Below are 18,407 nucleotides of genomic sequence, written 5' to 3'. Positions count from 1 at the left end.
GCCCGCAGAAAAGTTACAACGCTTTTATTCCTACAACGTCGGTCTACTTAAGCCACGAGTCCAGTCCACTTTGCGCCGATATTTTTTATCTACCGGCAACTAACCTTGGCGCCACAAGTTGAACGAACAACTTGTTTAAAACCAACCGTCATTCAAGTAATCAATTCGAATGGATTCGAACATGTTAAAACCAACTGTCGGCCCGATTATTGGCCATGTAACAACTAATCATGCACGCATCTTCATGCGCGGCGACTCGCAAAACAATGCCACGGTATTTGCCGGCCTGCGTTATCGAAAACCGGGCAGCACACAATGGTCAAGGGGCCGCTTTGCCCGTTTGAGTGCATTACGCGATCTCTGCCACGTCTTCTCTTTGAATGACCTGGACAGTCATTGTGAGTACGAATACCAGACGGGCTGGTTCAGTCCCATGAGCCCGGTGCATACCGTCGAAAGCATCGCCGAATTGCCTTTGCAATGGCCGCGCGAGATCTACCGCTTTCGCACCCGTGCCAGCGACGCCGTGCAGCCACGCGCTTACATCATCGGCTCCTGTCGCTACCTGCGCATGACCGCCGGCATTGCTTCCCTGCCCCAATTTGGCGACCGCATATTCGCCTCGATCAATCAGTTGATCGAAGGCGCCGAGCCGCCGATCAGCGCCACCCTGATGACCGGAGACCAGATCTATGTCGACGACCTAAACCTGATTGCCCCGGATCGCGAATACCAGGACATCCTCGATAAATATCGCGCGGCGTTCTCGCAACCGAATATTCAGCGACTGATGTCCGGCACTTCGACTTACATGATCCTCGACGATCACGAAATTGAAGACAACTGGCCGGCTAACGCCAGCAAGTCCGATCATGAGTTATATCGCAATGCAATGGCGGCGTATGAGTTGTATCAAGCCAGTCATAGTCCGGCGCATGAACTAACCGTTGATGGCGAGATTAATCATTCGAAACTGGCGCATTACTGGTATCAGTTCAGCGATGGCGATATTGAATGGTTTGTCACTGATAGCCGTACTCGGCGCAACCTGGCTGCTGATGATCGACGCATCCTGGACAGCGAGCAGGAACAGGCCTTGGTCGCCTGGCTGAGTACCAGCAAGGCACGGGTCAAATTCGTGGTCACCAGCGTGATGTTTTACCCGGATCGCAAACTGCACGGCGACGATGCGTGGAAAGCCTTCCCGGAGCAGCGCCTGCGCCTGCTGGAAACCATCCGCACCCGACGCATCAAAAATGTCGTGTTTGTCTCGGGCGATGTGCATGGCTCGCTGACCTCGCGCCTGACGCATAGTGAAGACCCGGATTTCGAAGTCCACACCATCGTTTCCTCGCCGCTGTGCAACAGCAAGCTGTTGCCCTATGCCAAGGCGTCGACGTTCATCCTCGATCAACCGCTCGCGCGCACGGCCGCGGGCGATTATCAACATGAGTTGACCAGTGCGGTGGTCAGCGAGGACAACTTCGCACATGTGGTGGTTGAGACTGATCATATTTTGGTCAATTACCATGATCGGGATGGCAAGCAGCTGCAATCGATCAGCCTGAAATTACGTTGAAATCTTAAAAGATCGCAGCCTGCGGCAGCTCCTACATCGGTATGCATCCCCTGTAGGAGCTGCTGCAGGCTGCGATCTTTTGCTCTTTTCAATCACCCACTGGAGAAATGCCCCGAGCAGCCGACATATTCTTATAGCACTTGGCCTTCATCTCTCTTGTCAGTCGGTGCCGCAATGATGCAACCTTGCCGCAGGCAACAGTAAAGAGGGCGAGAGCCCGGCGCGTTCAGCATATTTCCAAGCGAGTTCCTTCATGAAGAGCCAACCCGATGCCGCCAGCCGTATGGCGGCCGAGGTAGTGACGCAGTTGCCTGTGCCCTCGCGGCTCGGCATGCTGCGTTTCGAGCGCTTGAATGAAGCCAGCTGGGCGATGCTGTTTCTTGACCCCAACTGCGAACGCCAGTTCGGCCAGCCGGCCGTCGAGCTCTGTGCACTGGTCGGTTCACCCTATGCCAGCCTGATGGAGCCCGAAGCGCGCTATCAGTTGCACGACGCCATCCAGCAACAACTGCGCGACAGCCCGCATTATCTGGTGCGCTACACCCTGCACACCGCCGCCGGCGTGCTGAGCATCCTCGAACTCGGCGAAGCCTACAAACAGCACAATCGGCACCTGTTGCGCGGTTATCTGCTGGCGGTCGACAACGTGTTCGACGAAGCCCCCCCGCTGCCGTCCGTCGACCTCGAAACCCAGAATTCGCGCCTGCAGATCGCCCTCGAACTGAACCAGCGCGCCCAGCAGGAACAACTGCAGCACCTCGATCGGGTGCGCGCCCAGCAGGATCTGATTCTGCTGCTGGCCCGCCAGCGCTACAGCAGCCACAACTCGCTGCAGGAAGCCGCCGAACTGATCACCCGCTGCGCCTGCGATATCTATGAAATCGACTGCGCCAGCCTGTGGAACCTCGAAGGCAATCTGCTGGTGCCGATTTCCGCGTATCACCGCGCGACGCAGGAATACATCCTGCCCGAGGTGATCGACATCAGCGGCTTCCCCGACTACATGGAAGCGCTGCACGGCAGCCGCGCCATCGACGCGCACAATGCGATGCGCGACCCGCGCACCCGCGAGATGGCCGAAGCCCTGCGCCCGCGCGACGTCAACGCGATGCTCGACGCCAGTATCCGGGTCGACGGCCAGGTGGTCGGCGTGCTGTGCCTGGAGCAGACCGGCGTGACCCGCGCCTGGCAGTCCGACGAAATCGCCTTTGCCGGTGAGCTGGCCGACCAGTTCGCCCAGGTCATCAACAACCACAACCGGCGCACCGCCACCAGCGCCCTGCACCTGTTCCAGCGTGCGGTCGAGCAAAGTGCCAACGCCTTTCTGCTGGTCAATTGCGACGGCGTGGTCGAGTACGTCAACCCAAGCTTCACCGCGATTACCCAGTACTCCACCGAGGAAGTCCACGGCCAGCGTCTGTCGGAACTGCCGGCCCTGGAGAACCTCAGCGAGCTGTTGTTCGACGCGCCCTCGGCGCTGGCCAAGAGCAACAGCTGGCAGGGCGAATTCAAGAGCCGTCGGAAAAACCTCGAACCGTACTGGGGCCAGTTGTCGATCTCCAAGGTGTATGGCGACAACCGCGAGCTGACGCACTACATCGGCATCTACGAAGACATCACCCAGACCAAACTGGCGCAGCAGCGCATCGAACGTCTGGCGTACACCGACAACCTGACCAACCTCGGCAACCGCCCGGCGTTTATCCGCAATCTGGACGAACGCTTCGCCCGCGACAGCGATACGCCGATCAGCCTGCTGCTGGTGGACATCGACAACTTCAAGCGGATCAACGACAGCCTCGGTCACCAGACCGGCGACAAACTGTTGATCAGCCTGGCCCGGCGTCTGCGCAACAGTCTGAGCCCGAGCGGCAGCCTCGCGCGCTTCGCCAGTAATGAATTTGCGGTGCTGCTCGACGACACCGACCTCGCCACCGGCCAACAGATCGCCAACCAACTGCTGGCAACCCTCGACAAACCGATGTTCGTCGACAACCAACTGATCAGCGTCACCGGCTCCGTAGGCCTGGCTTGCGCGCCGCTGCACGGCCGCGATCCGCAGACTCTGATGCGCAACGCCGGGCTGGCCCTGCATAAGGCCAAGGCTAACGGCAAACATCAGGTCCAGGTGTTCACCGAAGCACTCAACGCCGAGGCCAGTTACAAGCTGTTCGTCGAGAACAACCTGCGCCGCGCCCTGACCCAGAACGAGCTGGACGTGTTCTACCAGCCCAAGCTGTGCCTGCGCAGCGGGCGCCTGCTGGGCATGGAAGCGCTGCTGCGCTGGAACCACCCGGAGCGCGGCATGATCCGCCCGGACCAGTTCATCAGCGTCGCCGAAGAAACCGGCCTGATCATCCCGATCGGCAAGTGGATTGCGCGCCAGGCCTGCCGCATGAGCAAGGCCCTGACCGCCGCTGGCCTGGGCAATCTGCAAGTGGCGATCAACCTCTCGCCGAAGCAGTTCTCCGACCCGGATCTGGTCGCGTCCATCGCCAACATCCTCAAGGAAGAAGCGCTGCCGGCCAATCTGCTCGAACTGGAGCTGACCGAAGGACTGCTGCTGGAAGCCACCGAAGACACCCACTTGCAGCTCGACCAGCTCAAGCGCCTGGGCCTGACCCTGGCCATGGACGATTTCGGTACCGGTTATTCGTCGCTCAGCTACCTGAAGAAATTCCCGATCGACATCATCAAGATCGATCGAAGCTTCATCCACGAAATCCCCGACAACCAGGACGACATGGAAATCACCTCCGCGGTGATCGCCATGGCCCACAACCTGAAACTCAAAGTCGTGGCCGAAGGCATCGAGACCGCCGAGCAACTGGCGTTCCTGCGTCGCCACCGCTGCGACGTCGGCCAGGGCTACCTGTTCGACCGGCCGATCCCCGGCGCCGAGCTGATCCAGGCGCTCAAGCGCTACCCGCGCGGCCCGCTTTGCCTCTAGCCCCTGTAGGAGCTGCCGCAGGCTGCGATCTTTTGATCCTGTTTTTTTAAAGACAAGATCAAAAGATCGCAGCCTGCGGCAGCTCCTACATTGAATGGTGCGAAATCCGGCATCATTGGGCACACTGGCGGTCTGACTTTTTACATCCCATCCTGACTGAGAGGAACGATCATGGTTCTGCGCTCGGAAATTCTGGTGAACAAAAACGTGCTACCGACCAAAGATCAAGCTCTGCCCGGCCGCGAAACCGCGATGACCCTGCCTGAAAAGCACTTCGTCTTCGAAGAAACCCCATTGCTCGGCCCGTTCTTCCAGGACGTCGACTTCGCCATTTTCGGTCTGGGTTGCTTCTGGGGCGCTGAACGCCGCTTCTGGCAGCGCGAAGGCGTGGTCAGCACGGTGGTCGGCTACGCCGGCGGCTACACGCCGAACCCGACCTACGAAGAAGTCTGCTCGGGCCTGACCGGCCACGCTGAAGTGGTGCTGGTGGTGTACGACAAGGCCAAGGTCAGCTATGAAGAGCTGCTGGCGATGTTCTGGGAACTGCACAACCCGACACAGGGCATGCGCCAGGGCAATGACATCGGCACCCAGTACCGTTCGGTGATCTACGCCACCTCGCCAGAGCAACTGGACGCGGCGCTCAAGAGCAAGGCGGTGTATCAGGCTGAACTGTCGAAGGCGGGTCTGGGCGACATCAGCACCGAGATCGAGCAGGCGCCGACCGTGTACTTCGCTGAGGCGTATCACCAGCAGTATCTGGCGAAGAACCCTGAGGGTTATTGCGGGATTGGCGGCACCGGTGTGTGCATGCCAGCGAGTCTGGCGGGTAACTGACTTAAAACTGTGGCGAGGGAGCTTGCTCCCGCTGGGGTGCGAAGCGCCCCCAAAACTGGTGAACGCGTTCTTCAGGAAGAACCGGCTCTCCGATTTTACGACTGCTGCGCAGCCGAGCGGGAGCAAGCTCCCTCGCCACAAGTTCTGCGACTCAGCTCTCGGCAATCAACCAATCCATCTGCCACCCACCCTGAGTCTGCCCAAGCTTCTTCGACAACCACGGCAGCAGTTCACGCAATTCTTCCTCCAGCCCCCACGGCGGATTGGCAATCGCCATCCCGGAGCCGTTCAAGCTGTTCGGCGTATCCAGCGGATGCACCAGCAGCTCCACGCGCAACAACTTCGGCGCGCCGGTACCGGCCAGATCCTGATAGAACCGGCGCAACGCACGCTGATCCTTCACCGGGTACCAGATCGCCGCCACGGTTTGACGCATGCGGCCAATCGCTTCTTTCAGCGACGCCGCACACTTTTGCATCTCATCAAGCTGCTCGAACGGCGGATCAATCAGCATCACCGCGCGTTTCTCCTGCACCGGCAACATCGCCCGCGCCACATGCCAGCCCTCGCCCAGATGCACCTTGACCCGACGGTCGCCGGCCATGTTGTCCTTGAGCAGCACGCCGTCTTGCGGGTGCTTCTCGTTGAGCATCACCCGGTCCTGCGGCCGGGTCAGACGCCGCGCCAACTCCGGCGAACCCGGGTAGTAGCGCAACTGGCCATCCGGGTTCATCTCGTGCAGCACCTTCATGTAGTCGGCAGTCAGCGCCGGCAGATCCGGCTGATCCCACAACCGCGCGATGCCCTCCAGGTACTCGCCGGTACGGTTGGCCTGATCGCCCTGCAGGTCATACAGACCGATACCGGCGTGCGTGTCGAGATAGGCAAACGGCTGCTCCTTGCGCGACATCAGGGCGATGAGGCGGGTCAAGGTCAGGTGTTTGAACACATCGGCGTGATTGCCGGCATGGAAGGCGTGACGATAATTCATGGCTGCTCCTGCGAAGGGCGCAAAGTTTACCTTTTACCGGGCGGCAAGTCAGGGGTTGGCGGCCGAGCGGGCCTCAGCAGCAAAGATCGCAGCCTTCGGCAGCTCCTGCACGGGATTGGCGTACACCCTGTAGGAGCTGCCGAAGGCTGCGATCTTTTGCCCTTGCCTTGTGGCGAGGGGATTCATCCCCGATGGGCTGCGCAGCGGCCCCAAGACCTCAATCCCCCATTTCGTCTGACACAGCGACAACCGGGTTGCGGCTGCTACGCAGCCGAGCGGGAGCAAGCTCCCTCGCCACAAAAACGCTCTCAGGCTTAAAGGGACAGGTTGCCGAGGCGTTTGCCAATCACATCCAGCACATCACAGCCGTCACGCAGCGGAATGGCGCAGAGCATGGCGAAGTCGCTGAGGATGATCGAGTCGCATTCGACCGAGCCGCGCATGCACATGTTTTCCAGCACCTGAATCACGGCGCGGATGCGGTGGTTGGCGGCGTCCATGAGGATGTCGAGGGGGACTTGGGTGTCGATGAACAGGGTGGGCATGTCGCTGCAATTGCCGGTCAGGGCCATGAAGCGGTTGTCGGGATGGGGGATGATTTTTTCGTAGGGTGGGTCGGGTTTAAGCATCGTCATATTTGAGCATTCTCGAAGTTCTAAATTGAGACTGCCATCGACCTTCCTACGGGTTTGGGTGGCAGCCATGCGCGGGAGTAGGAACTGAGGAACTTCAAATCAGCCACGTCGAAACGTGTCCCGCACACAGCCGCCATGAAAGGCGTTGTGGACACTAGTCAAGTGTCGCAACCAATCAACGGTACTGATGCACATTTGAAGTTCGGGTTCCTACACCCTGCCACCACTCTCGCAGTGACAACGAAAAGACTATCCCCGCAATCCACCGCCCACCAGTTCATGAAATCCGCCGCAACTCGCAGGAAACGTCCGAAGCCTTCGCCCGGAAATTTCACTCTGCTTCGTCCTGCAAATACGCCAATAACGCCGATTGCGACGATTCTTCCGACGCTGAAACCTGAAAAAATTGCCGAACCTTGCAGCGCAACACAGCCTCGGGAAACGCCTCGTGCAGCGCCGGATGCTCCTCGCTCAGCCACTGCAGCGCATTGCCGATCCGGACTGCATTCCCTGCTGAAGCCAGTACCGACTCAGGCACCTTCCACCAGGGAAACACCCGCCCCGAAACCTGTGCCCTGCCCCCGATCTCCACAGCCTGTCCGTTGATCAAACCGCGCGAAATCACCGGAATCAACTGCGCCGATTGCACTTCGTCGGACTGCAGGATCGGCAACACAAACCGCCCATCCCAAAATCGGAAAAACACCGCTGTGCCGTCCGGCATCAGCACTTGAGTCAGGCTGCGAAAGTGCTCGACCAGCACTTCAAGGCTCGCGGAAGACACCGCCAGCCAACCCCAGTCGCGAGACTCGGTAGAGGCCACCCAATCGAGAAGCTCACTGCCCGCCGCGACAATTCCCACGAAGGGCATCACCGCGTCCCACTCGGCGTAGATCGTGTCCGCCCAGATCGGGCTCGGTGCAACCAACGGAGGCCTGGCGTCGCTGGCATTACTGAAAATCGCGAACAGTTGCTCCGAAGGTTTCAGCGGCTCACGCGCCAGCCACTCTGAGGGCGTGAGGCAATCAGGCTGCACAGACACCGTCCTTGCAGCGCTCGCATTCTTCGCAGAATGGCGCATCACCTTTGAAGCTCATGATTTGTGCGGCGGTGAGCATGGCCGCCGGTGCCGCTGCAAGTTTCGCCGGCAATCCCGGCACACTCGGTGCCGCGCTCATCGCGGCCATCGGCGAACCACCGACCTGAATCGGTACGCTGCTGAAGATCCCGCCGGGGCCGATGTTGATCCACTGCCCGCCGGCCTGAATTGTCGCGCTCGCGCCGCCGTCGATCACCACTTGCTGGCCGGCACTGAGGTGAATTTGCGTGCTGGCGCTGGTCGCCTGATTGCTCACCCGAATATGCCGATCACCAATAACCGTGAGGTGATCGTCCTGTTTCACTTCGGTCTGGCGCTGGCCGTGGGTGATGCGCTGCTCGTCAGCCTTGAGTTCATGGCTGGCAAGGCCAGTGACGACAATGCTGCGCTGGTTGTCGACCTGCACCTGCTGGTCGTGCAGGACATGCTGCGTCCAGTTGCGCTGGGCGCGCAGGTAGATTTCTTCGGCGCCCTTTTTGTCCTCGATGCGCAGCTCGTTGTAACCGCCACCACCGGGGCTGCTCTGGCTGCGGAAGATGCTGCGGGTCTGGTCGGCGGGCAGGTCCAGCGGCAGCGGAGTTGCGGCGTTTGGCAGGCAACCTATCACCAACGGTTTGTCGGCATCGGCATCGATGAAACCGACCAGCACTTCCATGCCGACCCGCGGGATCAGCACGCTGCCGTAATGATCATGCGCCCAACCCGTGGCAACGCGCAGCCAGCAACTGGAATGCTCGTTGAGCTCGCCGTCACGATCCCAGGCCAGTTGCACCTTGACCCGGCCGTACTCGTCGCAATGGATTTCCGTGTCTTGCGGCCCGGTGACCACGGCAGGTTGATAACCGGGCATGCGCGGTTTTTCCGGCCCCAACGCCGGGCGAAAGAACACCTCCCACGGCGTGGCAAGAAAGGTATTACGGTAACCCTGGAATGTTTCCCCATCGCTGGTCACCGATTCCTCCAGCACTTGCGGCTGTCGGCCATGATGCTCGATGGCGGTGAGCAGCCACAGGTCATTCCAGTCCTGGCGCGGATGCTCGCTCAGTTGCAGGAAATGTCCGCAAACCAGTGCGGATACGTCGCTGATGCCCTCAGCCTGACGGTAGTCGGCGACATGCCTTTCCAGCGTACGTTGCGCCAGTTGCCTGCCGGTTTCTCGATCGTTGAATTGGCCGGGAAAGTGATAGTCCTCGAGCACCGGGCGCTGCTCACTGTCGCTGCGGCTTTGCAGTTGCAGTCGCGGCTTTTCGAAGTTGTAGTCGCGCCGGGTGACCACGCTGGTGCGAGTCTCCACCCGGACGTTGAAGCGTTTGATGGCCGGCGCCGTCGACGCCATGCCGCTGCCCGGCAGATACAGCGTCGGCTCGGCCAGGCGAGGAAACACCGTTTGATCGTCGCCGAACACCAACAGATGGCCTTCGGGACTGTGCTGAAAGTGGTAATGAATGCCGACCTCGGCACACAGGCGCTGGATGAACGCCAGATCGCTCTCGGCGTATTGCACGCAATATTCCCGCACCGGGTAATCGCTGCCGAGGCGGAACTCGAAGGCATCGCGCAGGATTGCGTGATCCTTGAGGATCTGCGCGACGATCTGTGGAACCGTCTGATGCTGAAAAATCCGCTGGTTGATGCGATGCCCGAGGTAAGTCAGACGCGGTACCAGGCTCAGGTGATAGCGCGTCAGACGTTTCCCGGAATCGCCCTGCCCAACCTGATAAATCTGACCGTGAATGCCGCTGCCATCTGCATCGAAGCTCAGAAACGCCTGACAATGCAACAGGCTTTCCAGATCCAGATCGGGCCGTTCACTGACCAGTTCCAGCTCGAAACGAAACGGTTGGCTGATGGCTTCCTTGCCCGTGAACTCAAGGACTTTGAGATCAATTTGGGCGCCTTCGAGGGTCAACGTGAAACGCGGTTGATTGGCAGGCGCGAACATCCGATGTCTCTCTGCAGAATGAGGGCGGGCGATTCTGCATGAGGGGCAAGGGATGTTGGGTGGGTGACAGAAAAATCAGATTTGCCCTACCTTTGCTGTCGAAAGCCCCTTCAGAAATCGACGTTTTCGACTACAGACACATCTCTGAAACTCATTGCTGAACCTGTGGGAGCTGGCTTGCCAGCGATGAGGCCGGCACATTCAACTTATTCGCTCACTGACACACCGCCATCGCTGGCGAGCCAGCTCCCACAGGGTTCTCCTTGTTCTTGAGAAATCACAGACATAAAAAACGGCCCGCCTCCTTGTAGGAAACGGGCCGTTTTTCTGTGAGCCGCAGCTCAGTGCATCACTTGTTCAGGTGGAAATCTTTTTCCGCCGCTTCGAAGCGCTGCACCATGCCTTTGGTTGGCTCGCCCATTTTGCTGACGATGTAGATCGCCAGGCTGGCGAAGATGAAGCCCGGGATGATTTCGTACAGACCCATCACCTCGAAGTGCTTCCACACCACCACGGTGATGGCGCCGACCAGGATGCCGGCCAGTGCGCCGTTGCGGGTCATGTCTTTCCAGATCACCGAGATCAGCACCACTGGACCGAACGCGGCACCGAAACCGGCCCAGGCGTAGGACACCAGGCCCAGCACGCGATTTTCCGGGTTGGCGGCCATGGCGATAGCGATCAGTGCCACCAGCAACACCATCGCGCGGCCGACCCAGACCAGTTCAACCTGGGAGGCGGATTTGCGCAGGAAGGTTTTGTAGAAGTCTTCGGTCAGGGCGCTCGAGCACACCAGCAACTGGCAGCTCAGGGTGCTCATCACAGCGGCGAGAATCGCCGACAGCAGGACACCGGCCACCCATGGGTTGAAGAGGATTTTCGCCAGCTCGATGAATACCCGCTCGTGGTTCTCGGTCACCGGACCGGCCACTTCCGGGTGCGCCGAGAAGTAGGCAATACCGAAGAAGCCCACGGCGACGGTGCCGCCCAGACACAGGATCATCCAGGTCATGGAGATGCGACGGGCGTTGGCAATCGACTTCACCGAGTCAGCAGCCATGAAACGCGCGAGGATGTGCGGCTGACCGAAGTAACCCAGACCCCAGCCCATCAGCGAGATGATGCCGATGAAAGTGGTGCCCTTGAGCATGTCGAAGTTGCTTGGATCCTGGGCTTCGATGGCGAGGAACGTGGTGTCGACGCCACCGGTGGCCAGCAGCACGATGATCGGCGTCAGCAGCAGGGCGAAGATCATCAGTGTGGCTTGTACGGTGTCAGTCCAGCTCACCGCGAGGAAACCGCCGACGAAGGTGTAGGCAATCGTCGCCGCAGCACCGGCCCACAGCGCCGTCTCGTAGGACATGCCGAAGGTGCTTTCGAACAGACGGGCGCCGGCCACGATGCCGGAAGCGCAGTAAATGGTGAAGAACACCAGAATCACCACCGCCGAAATGATGCGCAGCAGGCCGCTCTTGTCTTCGAAACGGCTGGAGAAGTAGTCCGGCAGGGTCAGCGCATCACCGTTGTGCTCGGTCTGCACACGCAGACGGCCGGCGACGAACAGCCAGTTCAGGTAGGCGCCGACGATCAGGCCGATGGCGATCCAGCTTTCGGACAGACCGGACATGTAGATGGCACCCGGCAGGCCCATCAGCAACCAGCCGCTCATGTCGGAAGCACCGGCAGACAACGCCGTTACCACGCTGCCGAGGCTGCGGCCGCCAAGAATGTAGTCAGAAAGGTTGTTGGTGGAGCGATAGGCCATGAAGCCGATCAGTACCATTGCTGCGATGTAGATCACGAACGTGATCAGTGTTGGATTGCTTACGCTCATTAAGTTACGCCCTGGCTTTGTTTTTATGTTGCAGCGGTGATTGCTCGCGCTCAAACGACGACGTTTGGCAGACGAATCGGGATCCCGCGCATTTAGGACTGATGTTTCCCCAGGAAAGCCACCAGCCGATGCACCGGGTATTCCCGGTTGCACCTTGGGCGCGAATGCTATGCAACAAAGTAAAAAAGGTGCAACCAGTTTCTGGCGATTAAGTTGCACCTAGTCGGATATACCGATAAATACGCCGTTTTTGCTCCTTTTTAGCGCAGTCACGGCGCTCCGCTAGAAGTAAAAGCACCAAGCAAGAGCGGCACTTTCGTACCAGAAAATATTTCCTGATGAACTGCTTATTTTTCCGACAAAAAAAGGGTTGCACCCGGTTGCACCTCTTTCGGCGCGCGGCTAATCTTGCCGCCAGCTGATGCCACGCAACTGTGGCAACCATGAGGATAAAAATATGGCTACCACCACCCTTGGGGTCAAACTCGATGACCCGACCCGCGAGCGCCTGAAGGCTGCCGCGACCTCGATTGATCGCACGCCGCACTGGTTGATCAAGCAGGCAATTTTCAATTACCTGGAAAAACTCGAGGGTGGTGCAACCCTGACCGAGCTGAATGGTTTGACCGCCAAGGACAGCGATGACGCTGGCGAAGTCCATACCGATCACGCCCACCAGTGCTTCCTCGAATTTGCTGAAAGCATCCTGCCGCAATCGGTACTGCGCGCATCGATCACCGCCGCTTACCGTCGCCCCGAGCCGGAAGTGGTGCCGATGCTGATCGAGCAGGCGCGCCTGCCGGCTCCGATGGCCGAGGCCACTAACAAACTCGCCGCGACCATCGCGGAAAAACTGCGTAACCAGAAAAGTGCCGGCGGCCGTGCTGGCATTGTTCAGGGCCTGCTGCAGGAATTTTCCCTGTCGTCCCAGGAAGGCGTGGCACTGATGTGCCTGGCCGAAGCGCTGCTGCGCATCCCGGACAAAGGCACTCGCGATGCACTGATTCGCGACAAGATCAGCACTGGCAACTGGCAGCCGCACCTGGGCAACAGCCCGTCGCTGTTCGTCAACGCCGCGACCTGGGGTCTGCTGCTGACCGGCAAGCTTGTTTCCACGCACAACGAAGCCGGCCTGACTTCGTCGCTGAGCCGCATCATCGGCAAGAGCGGCGAGCCGATGATCCGCAAGGGCGTCGACATGGCCATGCGTCTGATGGGCGAGCAGTTCGTCACCGGCGAAACCATCGCCGAAGCACTGGCCAACGCGAGCAAGTTCGAAGCCAAGGGCTTCCGCTATTCCTACGACATGCTCGGTGAAGCGGCGCTGACCGAACACGACGCGCAGAAGTACCTGGCGTCGTACGAACAAGCCATCCACTCGATCGGCAAAGCCTCCCACGGCCGTGGGATTTATGAAGGCCCGGGCATATCCATCAAGCTCTCGGCCCTGCACCCGCGTTACAGCCGTGCGCAGTACGAGCGGGTGATGGACGAGCTGTACCCGCGTCTGCTGTCGCTGACCCTGTTGGCCAAGCAATATGACATCGGCCTGAACATCGACGCCGAAGAAGCCGACCGCCTGGAACTGTCGCTGGATCTGCTCGAACGCCTGTGCTTCGAGCCGCAACTGACCGGTTGGAACGGCATCGGCTTCGTGATTCAGGCCTACCAGAAGCGTTGCCCATACGTGATCGACTACGTGATCGATCTGGCCCGCCGCAGCCGTCATCGCCTGATGATCCGTCTGGTGAAAGGCGCGTACTGGGACAGCGAAATCAAGCGCGCCCAGGTCGAAGGTCTGGAAGGCTATCCGGTCTACACCCGCAAGGTGTACACCGACGTTTCCTACATTGCCTGCGCGCGCAAACTGCTGTCGGTGCCGGAAGTCATCTATCCGCAGTTCGCGACGCACAACGCCCACACCTTGTCGGCCATTTATCACATTGCCGGTCAGAACTATTACCCAGGCCAGTACGAATTCCAGTGCCTGCACGGCATGGGCGAACCGCTCTACGAGCAGGTTGTCGGTAAAGTTTCCGAAGGCAAGCTGAACCGTCCGTGCCGCGTGTACGCACCGGTCGGCACCCACGAAACCCTGCTGGCGTACCTGGTACGTCGTCTGCTGGAAAACGGTGCCAACACTTCGTTCGTCAACCGCATCGCCGACCAGTCGATTTCGATTCAGGAACTGGTGGCCGATCCAGTAGCGCAGATCGAGCAGATGGCGACCGTGGAAGGTGGTTTCGGCCTGCCGCACCCGCGTATTCCGCTGCCGCGTGATCTGTACGGCGCCGAGCGCGCCAACTCCGCCGGTATCGACATGGCCAACGAACATCGTCTGGCCTCGCTGTCCTGCGCCCTGCTCGCCACTGCGCACAACAACTGGAAAGCCGCGCCAATGCTCGGTTGCGCTTCCAGCAATGAAGCGCCGGCACCAGTGCTGAACCCGGCGGATCACCGCGATGTGGTCGGCCACGTGCAGGAAGCTACCGTCGAAGACGTCGACAACGCGATCCAGTGCGCGCTGAATGCTGCACCGATCTGGCAGGCCACCCCGCCCGCCGAGCGCGCGGCAATTCTGGAACGCGCTGCTGACCTGATGGAAGGCGAGATCCAACCTTTGATGGGCCTGTTGGCCCGTGAAGCCGGCAAGACCTTCGCCAACGCCATCGCCGAAGTGCGTGAAGCGGTCGATTTCCTGCGTTACTACGCGGTGCAGGCGCGCAACGATTTCAGCAATGATGCCCACCGCCCACTGGGCCCGGTGGTGTGCATCAGCCCGTGGAACTTCCCGCTGGCCATCTTCAGCGGTCAGGTCGCTGCCGCACTGGCCGCCGGTAACCCGGTACTGGCCAAACCGGCCGAGCAGACGCCGCTGGTCGCCGCGCAAGCCGTACGTTTGCTGCTGGAAGCCGGGATTCCCGAAGGCGTGCTGCAACTGCTGCCGGGTCGCGGTGAAACCGTCGGTGCCGGTCTGGTCGGTGACGAGCGCGTCAAAGGCGTGATGTTCACCGGCTCCACCGAAGTCGCGCGTCTGCTGCAGCGCAACATCGCCGGTCGCCTCGACAGCCAGGGCCGTCCGATTCCGCTGATCGCCGAAACCGGCGGCCAGAACGCAATGATCGTCGACTCTTCGGCACTGACCGAACAAGTGGTAATCGACGTGGTGTCCTCGGCCTTCGACAGCGCCGGTCAGCGTTGCTCGGCACTGCGCGTGCTGTGCCTGCAGGAAGATTCCGCCGACCGTGTCATCGAAATGCTCAAAGGCGCGATGGCTGAAAGCCGTCTCGGCAACCCTGAACGTCTGTCCGTGGACATTGGCCCGGTGATCGACGCCGAAGCCAAGGCCGGCATCGACAAGCACATCCAGGCCATGCGCGATAAAGGTCGCAGCGTGTACCAGGTGGCTATCGCCGACAGCGAAGAAGTCAAACGCGGCACCTTCGTCATGCCGACCCTGATCGAGCTGGAAAGCTTCGACGAACTGCAGCGCGAGATCTTCGGCCCGGTGCTGCACGTGGTGCGCTACAAGCGCAAGGACATCGACCAGTTGATCGGCCAGATCAATGCCTCCGGTTATGGCCTGACCCTCGGCGTGCACACCCGCATCGACGAGACCATCGCCAAGGTGATCGACAACGTCAACGCCGGTAACGTCTACGTCAACCGCAACATCGTCGGTGCCGTGGTCGGCGTGCAGCCGTTCGGCGGCGAAGGCCTGTCGGGTACTGGTCCGAAGGCCGGTGGTCCGCTGTACCTGTACCGTTTGCTGTCGACGCGTCCTACTGACGCCATCGAACAATCCTTCGCTCGCGGTGATGCAGTCGTCGCCCCGGACGTGCGTCTGCGTGATGCCATGAGCAAACCGCTGAACGCCTTCAAGGCCTGGGCCGAGAGCAACCAGTACGCCGAACTGAGCGCCCTGTGCGCGCAGTACGCCGCCCAGTCGCAAAGCGGCATCACCCGTGTGCTGGCCGGCCCGACCGGCGAGAAGAACAGCTACGCGATCCTGCCGCGTGAACACGTGCTGTGCCTGGCCGACGTCGAAGGCGATCTGCTGACCCAACTGGCGGCGGTCTTGGCTGTCGGCGGTTCGGCGGTATGGCCGGAGTCCGACATCAGCAAGGCATTGTTCGCACGCCTGCCGAAGGACGTCCAGGCGCGGATCAAACGGGTCGCCGACTGGCACAAGGACGAAGTGGTGTTTGATGCGGTGCTGCATCACGGCCATTCCGACCAGTTGCGTGGCGTGTGCCAGCAGATTGCCAAGCGTGCCGGTGCGATTGTCGGGGTTCAGGGCCTGTCCCAGAGCGAGACCAACATTGCGCTGGAGCGTCTGGTGATCGAGCGGGCATTGAGCGTCAACACGGCGGCGGCGGGTGGTAATGCCAGCCTGATGACTATCGGTTAATACCGATACCCGGGCAGCCGCAATGGCTGCCCGGTACGCCAGACCCTGTGGGAGCTGGCTTGCCAGCGATAGCGATGTGTCAGCCAGCATTAATGCTAACTGATCTGCCGCCATCGCTGGCAAGCCAGCTCCCACAGTGGTTTTGGTGTTTGCAAAGTTCTTGATGGGCCCCAACATCACCGTCATCAATCATCGTATTCAGCCTTTATCAGCACGCCTAGACTCGGCCCAACCCCAAATCTCAGGTAAGCCGCCATGTCCGAGACGCTGCTCAGTTCCCGCAATCTGGCTTTCGAGCTGTACGAAGTCCTCGATGCCGAGGGCCTGACCCGGCGTGAGCGCTTTGCCGAACACAACCGCGAGACTTTCGACGCGGCCATCGGCACCGCCCGCAGCATCGCCGAGAAATACTTCGCACCGCACAACCGCAAGGGCGACGAGAACGAGCCGCGCTACGAGAACGGTCAGGCGATGCTGATTCCCGAGGTAAAACCGGCGGTGGACGCGTTCCTCGAGGCCGGCTTCCTCAATGCCGCGCGCAGCTTCGAAGCGGGCGGCATGCAACTGCCGACGCTGCTGTCGCAAGCGTGCTTTGCGCACTTTCAAGCGGCGAACGCGGCGACCACTTCCTACCCGTTCCTGACCATGGGCGCGGCCAACCTGATCGAAAGCTTTGGCAGCGACGAGCAGAAACAGCGCTTCCTGCAACCGATGATCGACGGGCGCTTCTTCGGCACCATGGCCCTGACCGAACCGCACGCCGGTTCATCGCTGTCGGATATTCGTACCCGGGCTGAACCTGCGTCCGACGGCACGTATCGCCTAAAGGGCAACAAGATCTTCATTTCCGGCGGCGATCACCCGCTGTCGGAAAACATCGTGCACATGGTCCTGGCCAAGCTGCCGGACGCTCCGCCGGGGGTGAAGGGCATTTCGCTGTTCATCGTGCCGAAGTTTCTGGTCAACGCTGACGGCAGCCTCGGCCAGCGCAACGATGTGCTGCTGGCCGGGCTGTTCCACAAGATGGGCTGGCGCGGCACCACCTCCACCGCGCTGAATTTCGGCGATAACGGCGAGTGTGTCGGCTATCTGGTGGGCAAGCCGCATCATGGCTTGAGCTACATGTTCCAGATGATGAACGAGGCGCGGATCGGCGTTGGCATGGGCGCGGTGATGCTCGGTTACGCCGGTTACCTGTACTCGCTGGAATACGCCCGCGAACGCCCGCAGGGTCGAGTGCCGGACAGTAAGGATCCGAGCACCGCGCCGGTGGCGATCATTCAGCACGCCGACGTAAGACGCATGCTGCTGACGCAAAAGTCCTACGTCGAAGGGGCGTTTGACCTCGGCTTGTACGCCGCGCGGCTGTTCGATGACACCACCACGCTGGAGACCGAAGCCGAGCGCAAACAGGCCCATGAGTTGCTGGACCTGCTGACGCCAATCGTCAAATCCTGGCCGTCGGAGTTCTGCCTGAAGGCCAACGAACTGGCGATCCAGATCCTCGGCGGTCACGGTTACACCCGCGAATACCCGGTGGAGCAGTATTACCGCGACAACCGCCTGAACCCGATCCACGAAGGCACCCACGGTATCCAGTCGCTGGACTTGCTTGGGCGCAAACTGGCGCAGAACGGCGGCGCGGGTCTCAAGCAATTGATCCGTCTGATCGCCAACACCGCCGAGCGCGCGACCGCGTACGAATCGTTAACGGCATTGCGTGAGCCACTGGAGCAACTGGTGGCGCGCCTGCAAACGGTGACCATTGGTTTGCTGACCGATCTGGCGCAGGGCAAGATCAACAGCAGCCTGGCGAATTCGGCGCTGTACCTGAAGGTGTTCGGGCACACGGTGATTGGCTGGCGCTGGCTGGAGCAGGCGATTCGCGCCGAGGAAGGTTTGGCCAAGGGCAATGCGGCGGATGCTGACTTCTATAAGGGCAAGTTGCAGGCAGCGCGGTACTTCCTGACGTGGGAAGTGCCGGGTTGCCAGCATGAGCTGGCGTTGCTGGAGGCGCGGGATGATGCGTGTCTGGCGATGCGGGATGCGTGGTTCTGATCCAGTTTTTTTGTCGCTGCTGATGCCGTCTTCGCGGGCAAGCCCGCTCCCACAGGTTTTTCTGGTGTACA

10 protein-coding genes are annotated in these 18,407 nt (G+C 60.4%); 5 read left to right on the top strand and 5 right to left on the bottom strand.

Annotated elements, in window-relative coordinates; translation table 11 throughout:
• Positions 1-181 precede the first annotated feature (181 nt).
• The 3 genes from ACU680_RS12390 (at position 182) to msrA (ending at position 5,366) form a co-directional block, all read left to right on the top strand.
• Positions 182-1,579 (top strand): alkaline phosphatase D family protein, encoded by a 1,398-nt coding sequence (locus ACU680_RS12390; protein ID WP_448179569.1) that lies wholly within the window; start codon positions 182-184, stop codon positions 1,577-1,579.
• A gap of 253 nt (positions 1,580-1,832) precedes the next feature.
• Positions 1,833-4,529 (top strand): putative bifunctional diguanylate cyclase/phosphodiesterase, encoded by a 2,697-nt coding sequence (locus ACU680_RS12385; RefSeq protein ID WP_448179568.1) that lies wholly within the window; start codon positions 1,833-1,835, stop codon positions 4,527-4,529.
• A 171-nt stretch (positions 4,530-4,700) separates the two neighbouring features.
• Positions 4,701-5,366 (top strand): peptide-methionine (S)-S-oxide reductase MsrA, encoded by a 666-nt coding sequence (msrA, locus tag ACU680_RS12380; protein WP_108592094.1) that lies wholly within the window; start codon positions 4,701-4,703, stop codon positions 5,364-5,366.
• A gap of 151 nt (positions 5,367-5,517) precedes the next feature.
• Here msrA and ACU680_RS12375 read toward each other — a convergent pair whose 3' ends face one another.
• The 5 genes from ACU680_RS12375 to putP all read right to left on the bottom strand — a co-directional run bounded on the left by ACU680_RS12375 (position 5,518) and on the right by putP (position 11,867).
• Positions 5,518-6,357, bottom strand: coding sequence for a 23S rRNA (adenine(2030)-N(6))-methyltransferase RlmJ (locus tag ACU680_RS12375; protein ID WP_204894362.1), 840 nt, complete (start codon positions 6,355-6,357; stop codon positions 5,518-5,520).
• A 314-nt stretch (positions 6,358-6,671) separates the two neighbouring features.
• The gene (locus ACU680_RS12370) at positions 6,672-6,992 is read right to left on the bottom strand and encodes a hypothetical protein (protein ID WP_097087106.1); all 321 of its coding nucleotides are present in this window, start codon (positions 6,990-6,992) and stop codon (positions 6,672-6,674) included.
• A gap of 331 nt (positions 6,993-7,323) precedes the next feature.
• Positions 7,324-8,028: a DUF4123 domain-containing protein gene (locus ACU680_RS12365; protein WP_448179567.1), complete on the bottom strand. Its 705-nt coding sequence runs from the start codon at positions 8,026-8,028 to the stop codon at positions 7,324-7,326.
• Positions 8,018-10,033: a type VI secretion system Vgr family protein gene (locus ACU680_RS12360; protein ID WP_448179566.1), complete on the bottom strand. Its 2,016-nt coding sequence runs from the start codon at positions 10,031-10,033 to the stop codon at positions 8,018-8,020. The genes ACU680_RS12365 and ACU680_RS12360 overlap by 11 nt, the downstream gene beginning before the upstream one ends.
• A 349-nt stretch (positions 10,034-10,382) precedes the next feature.
• The gene (gene putP / locus ACU680_RS12355; RefSeq protein ID WP_086794202.1) at positions 10,383-11,867 is read right to left on the bottom strand and encodes a sodium/proline symporter PutP; all 1,485 of its coding nucleotides are present in this window, start codon (positions 11,865-11,867) and stop codon (positions 10,383-10,385) included.
• 457 nt (positions 11,868-12,324) lie between these two features.
• On the opposite strand from putP, the gene putA reads away from it, so the two are divergent.
• On the top strand, positions 12,325-16,278 hold the full coding sequence (putA, locus tag ACU680_RS12350; protein WP_448179565.1) for a trifunctional transcriptional regulator/proline dehydrogenase/L-glutamate gamma-semialdehyde dehydrogenase: 3,954 nt from the start codon (positions 12,325-12,327) through the stop codon (positions 16,276-16,278).
• A gap of 255 nt (positions 16,279-16,533) precedes the next feature.
• The gene (locus ACU680_RS12345) at positions 16,534-18,336 is read left to right on the top strand and encodes an acyl-CoA dehydrogenase (protein WP_448179564.1); all 1,803 of its coding nucleotides are present in this window, start codon (positions 16,534-16,536) and stop codon (positions 18,334-18,336) included.
• The last annotated feature ends 71 nt before the right edge of the window (positions 18,337-18,407 follow it).

The sequence above is a fragment of the Pseudomonas sp. LF020 genome, from assembly GCF_053456425.1.
This window is presented reverse-complemented; position numbering and strand designations above follow the sequence as displayed.

What these genes read in the sequence shown, in the direction of transcription:
- ACU680_RS12345 (WP_448179564.1), top strand. Translation starts at nt 16,534, where the DNA reads ATGTCCGAGACGCTGCTCAGTTCCCGCAATCTGGCTTTCGAGCTGTAC.
- msrA (WP_108592094.1), top strand. Translation starts at nt 4,701, where the DNA reads ATGGTTCTGCGCTCGGAAATTCTGGTGAACAAAAACGTGCTACCGACC.
- putP (WP_086794202.1), bottom strand. Translation starts at nt 11,867, where the DNA reads ATGAGCGTAAGCAATCCAACACTGATCACGTTCGTGATCTACATCGCA.
- ACU680_RS12375 (WP_204894362.1), bottom strand. Translation starts at nt 6,357, where the DNA reads ATGAATTATCGTCACGCCTTCCATGCCGGCAATCACGCCGATGTGTTC.
- ACU680_RS12385 (WP_448179568.1), top strand. Translation starts at nt 1,833, where the DNA reads ATGAAGAGCCAACCCGATGCCGCCAGCCGTATGGCGGCCGAGGTAGTG.
- ACU680_RS12370 (WP_097087106.1), bottom strand. Translation starts at nt 6,992, where the DNA reads ATGACGATGCTTAAACCCGACCCACCCTACGAAAAAATCATCCCCCAT.
- putA (WP_448179565.1), top strand. Translation starts at nt 12,325, where the DNA reads ATGGCTACCACCACCCTTGGGGTCAAACTCGATGACCCGACCCGCGAG.
- ACU680_RS12360 (WP_448179566.1), bottom strand. Translation starts at nt 10,033, where the DNA reads ATGTTCGCGCCTGCCAATCAACCGCGTTTCACGTTGACCCTCGAAGGC.
- ACU680_RS12390 (WP_448179569.1), top strand. Translation starts at nt 182, where the DNA reads ATGTTAAAACCAACTGTCGGCCCGATTATTGGCCATGTAACAACTAAT.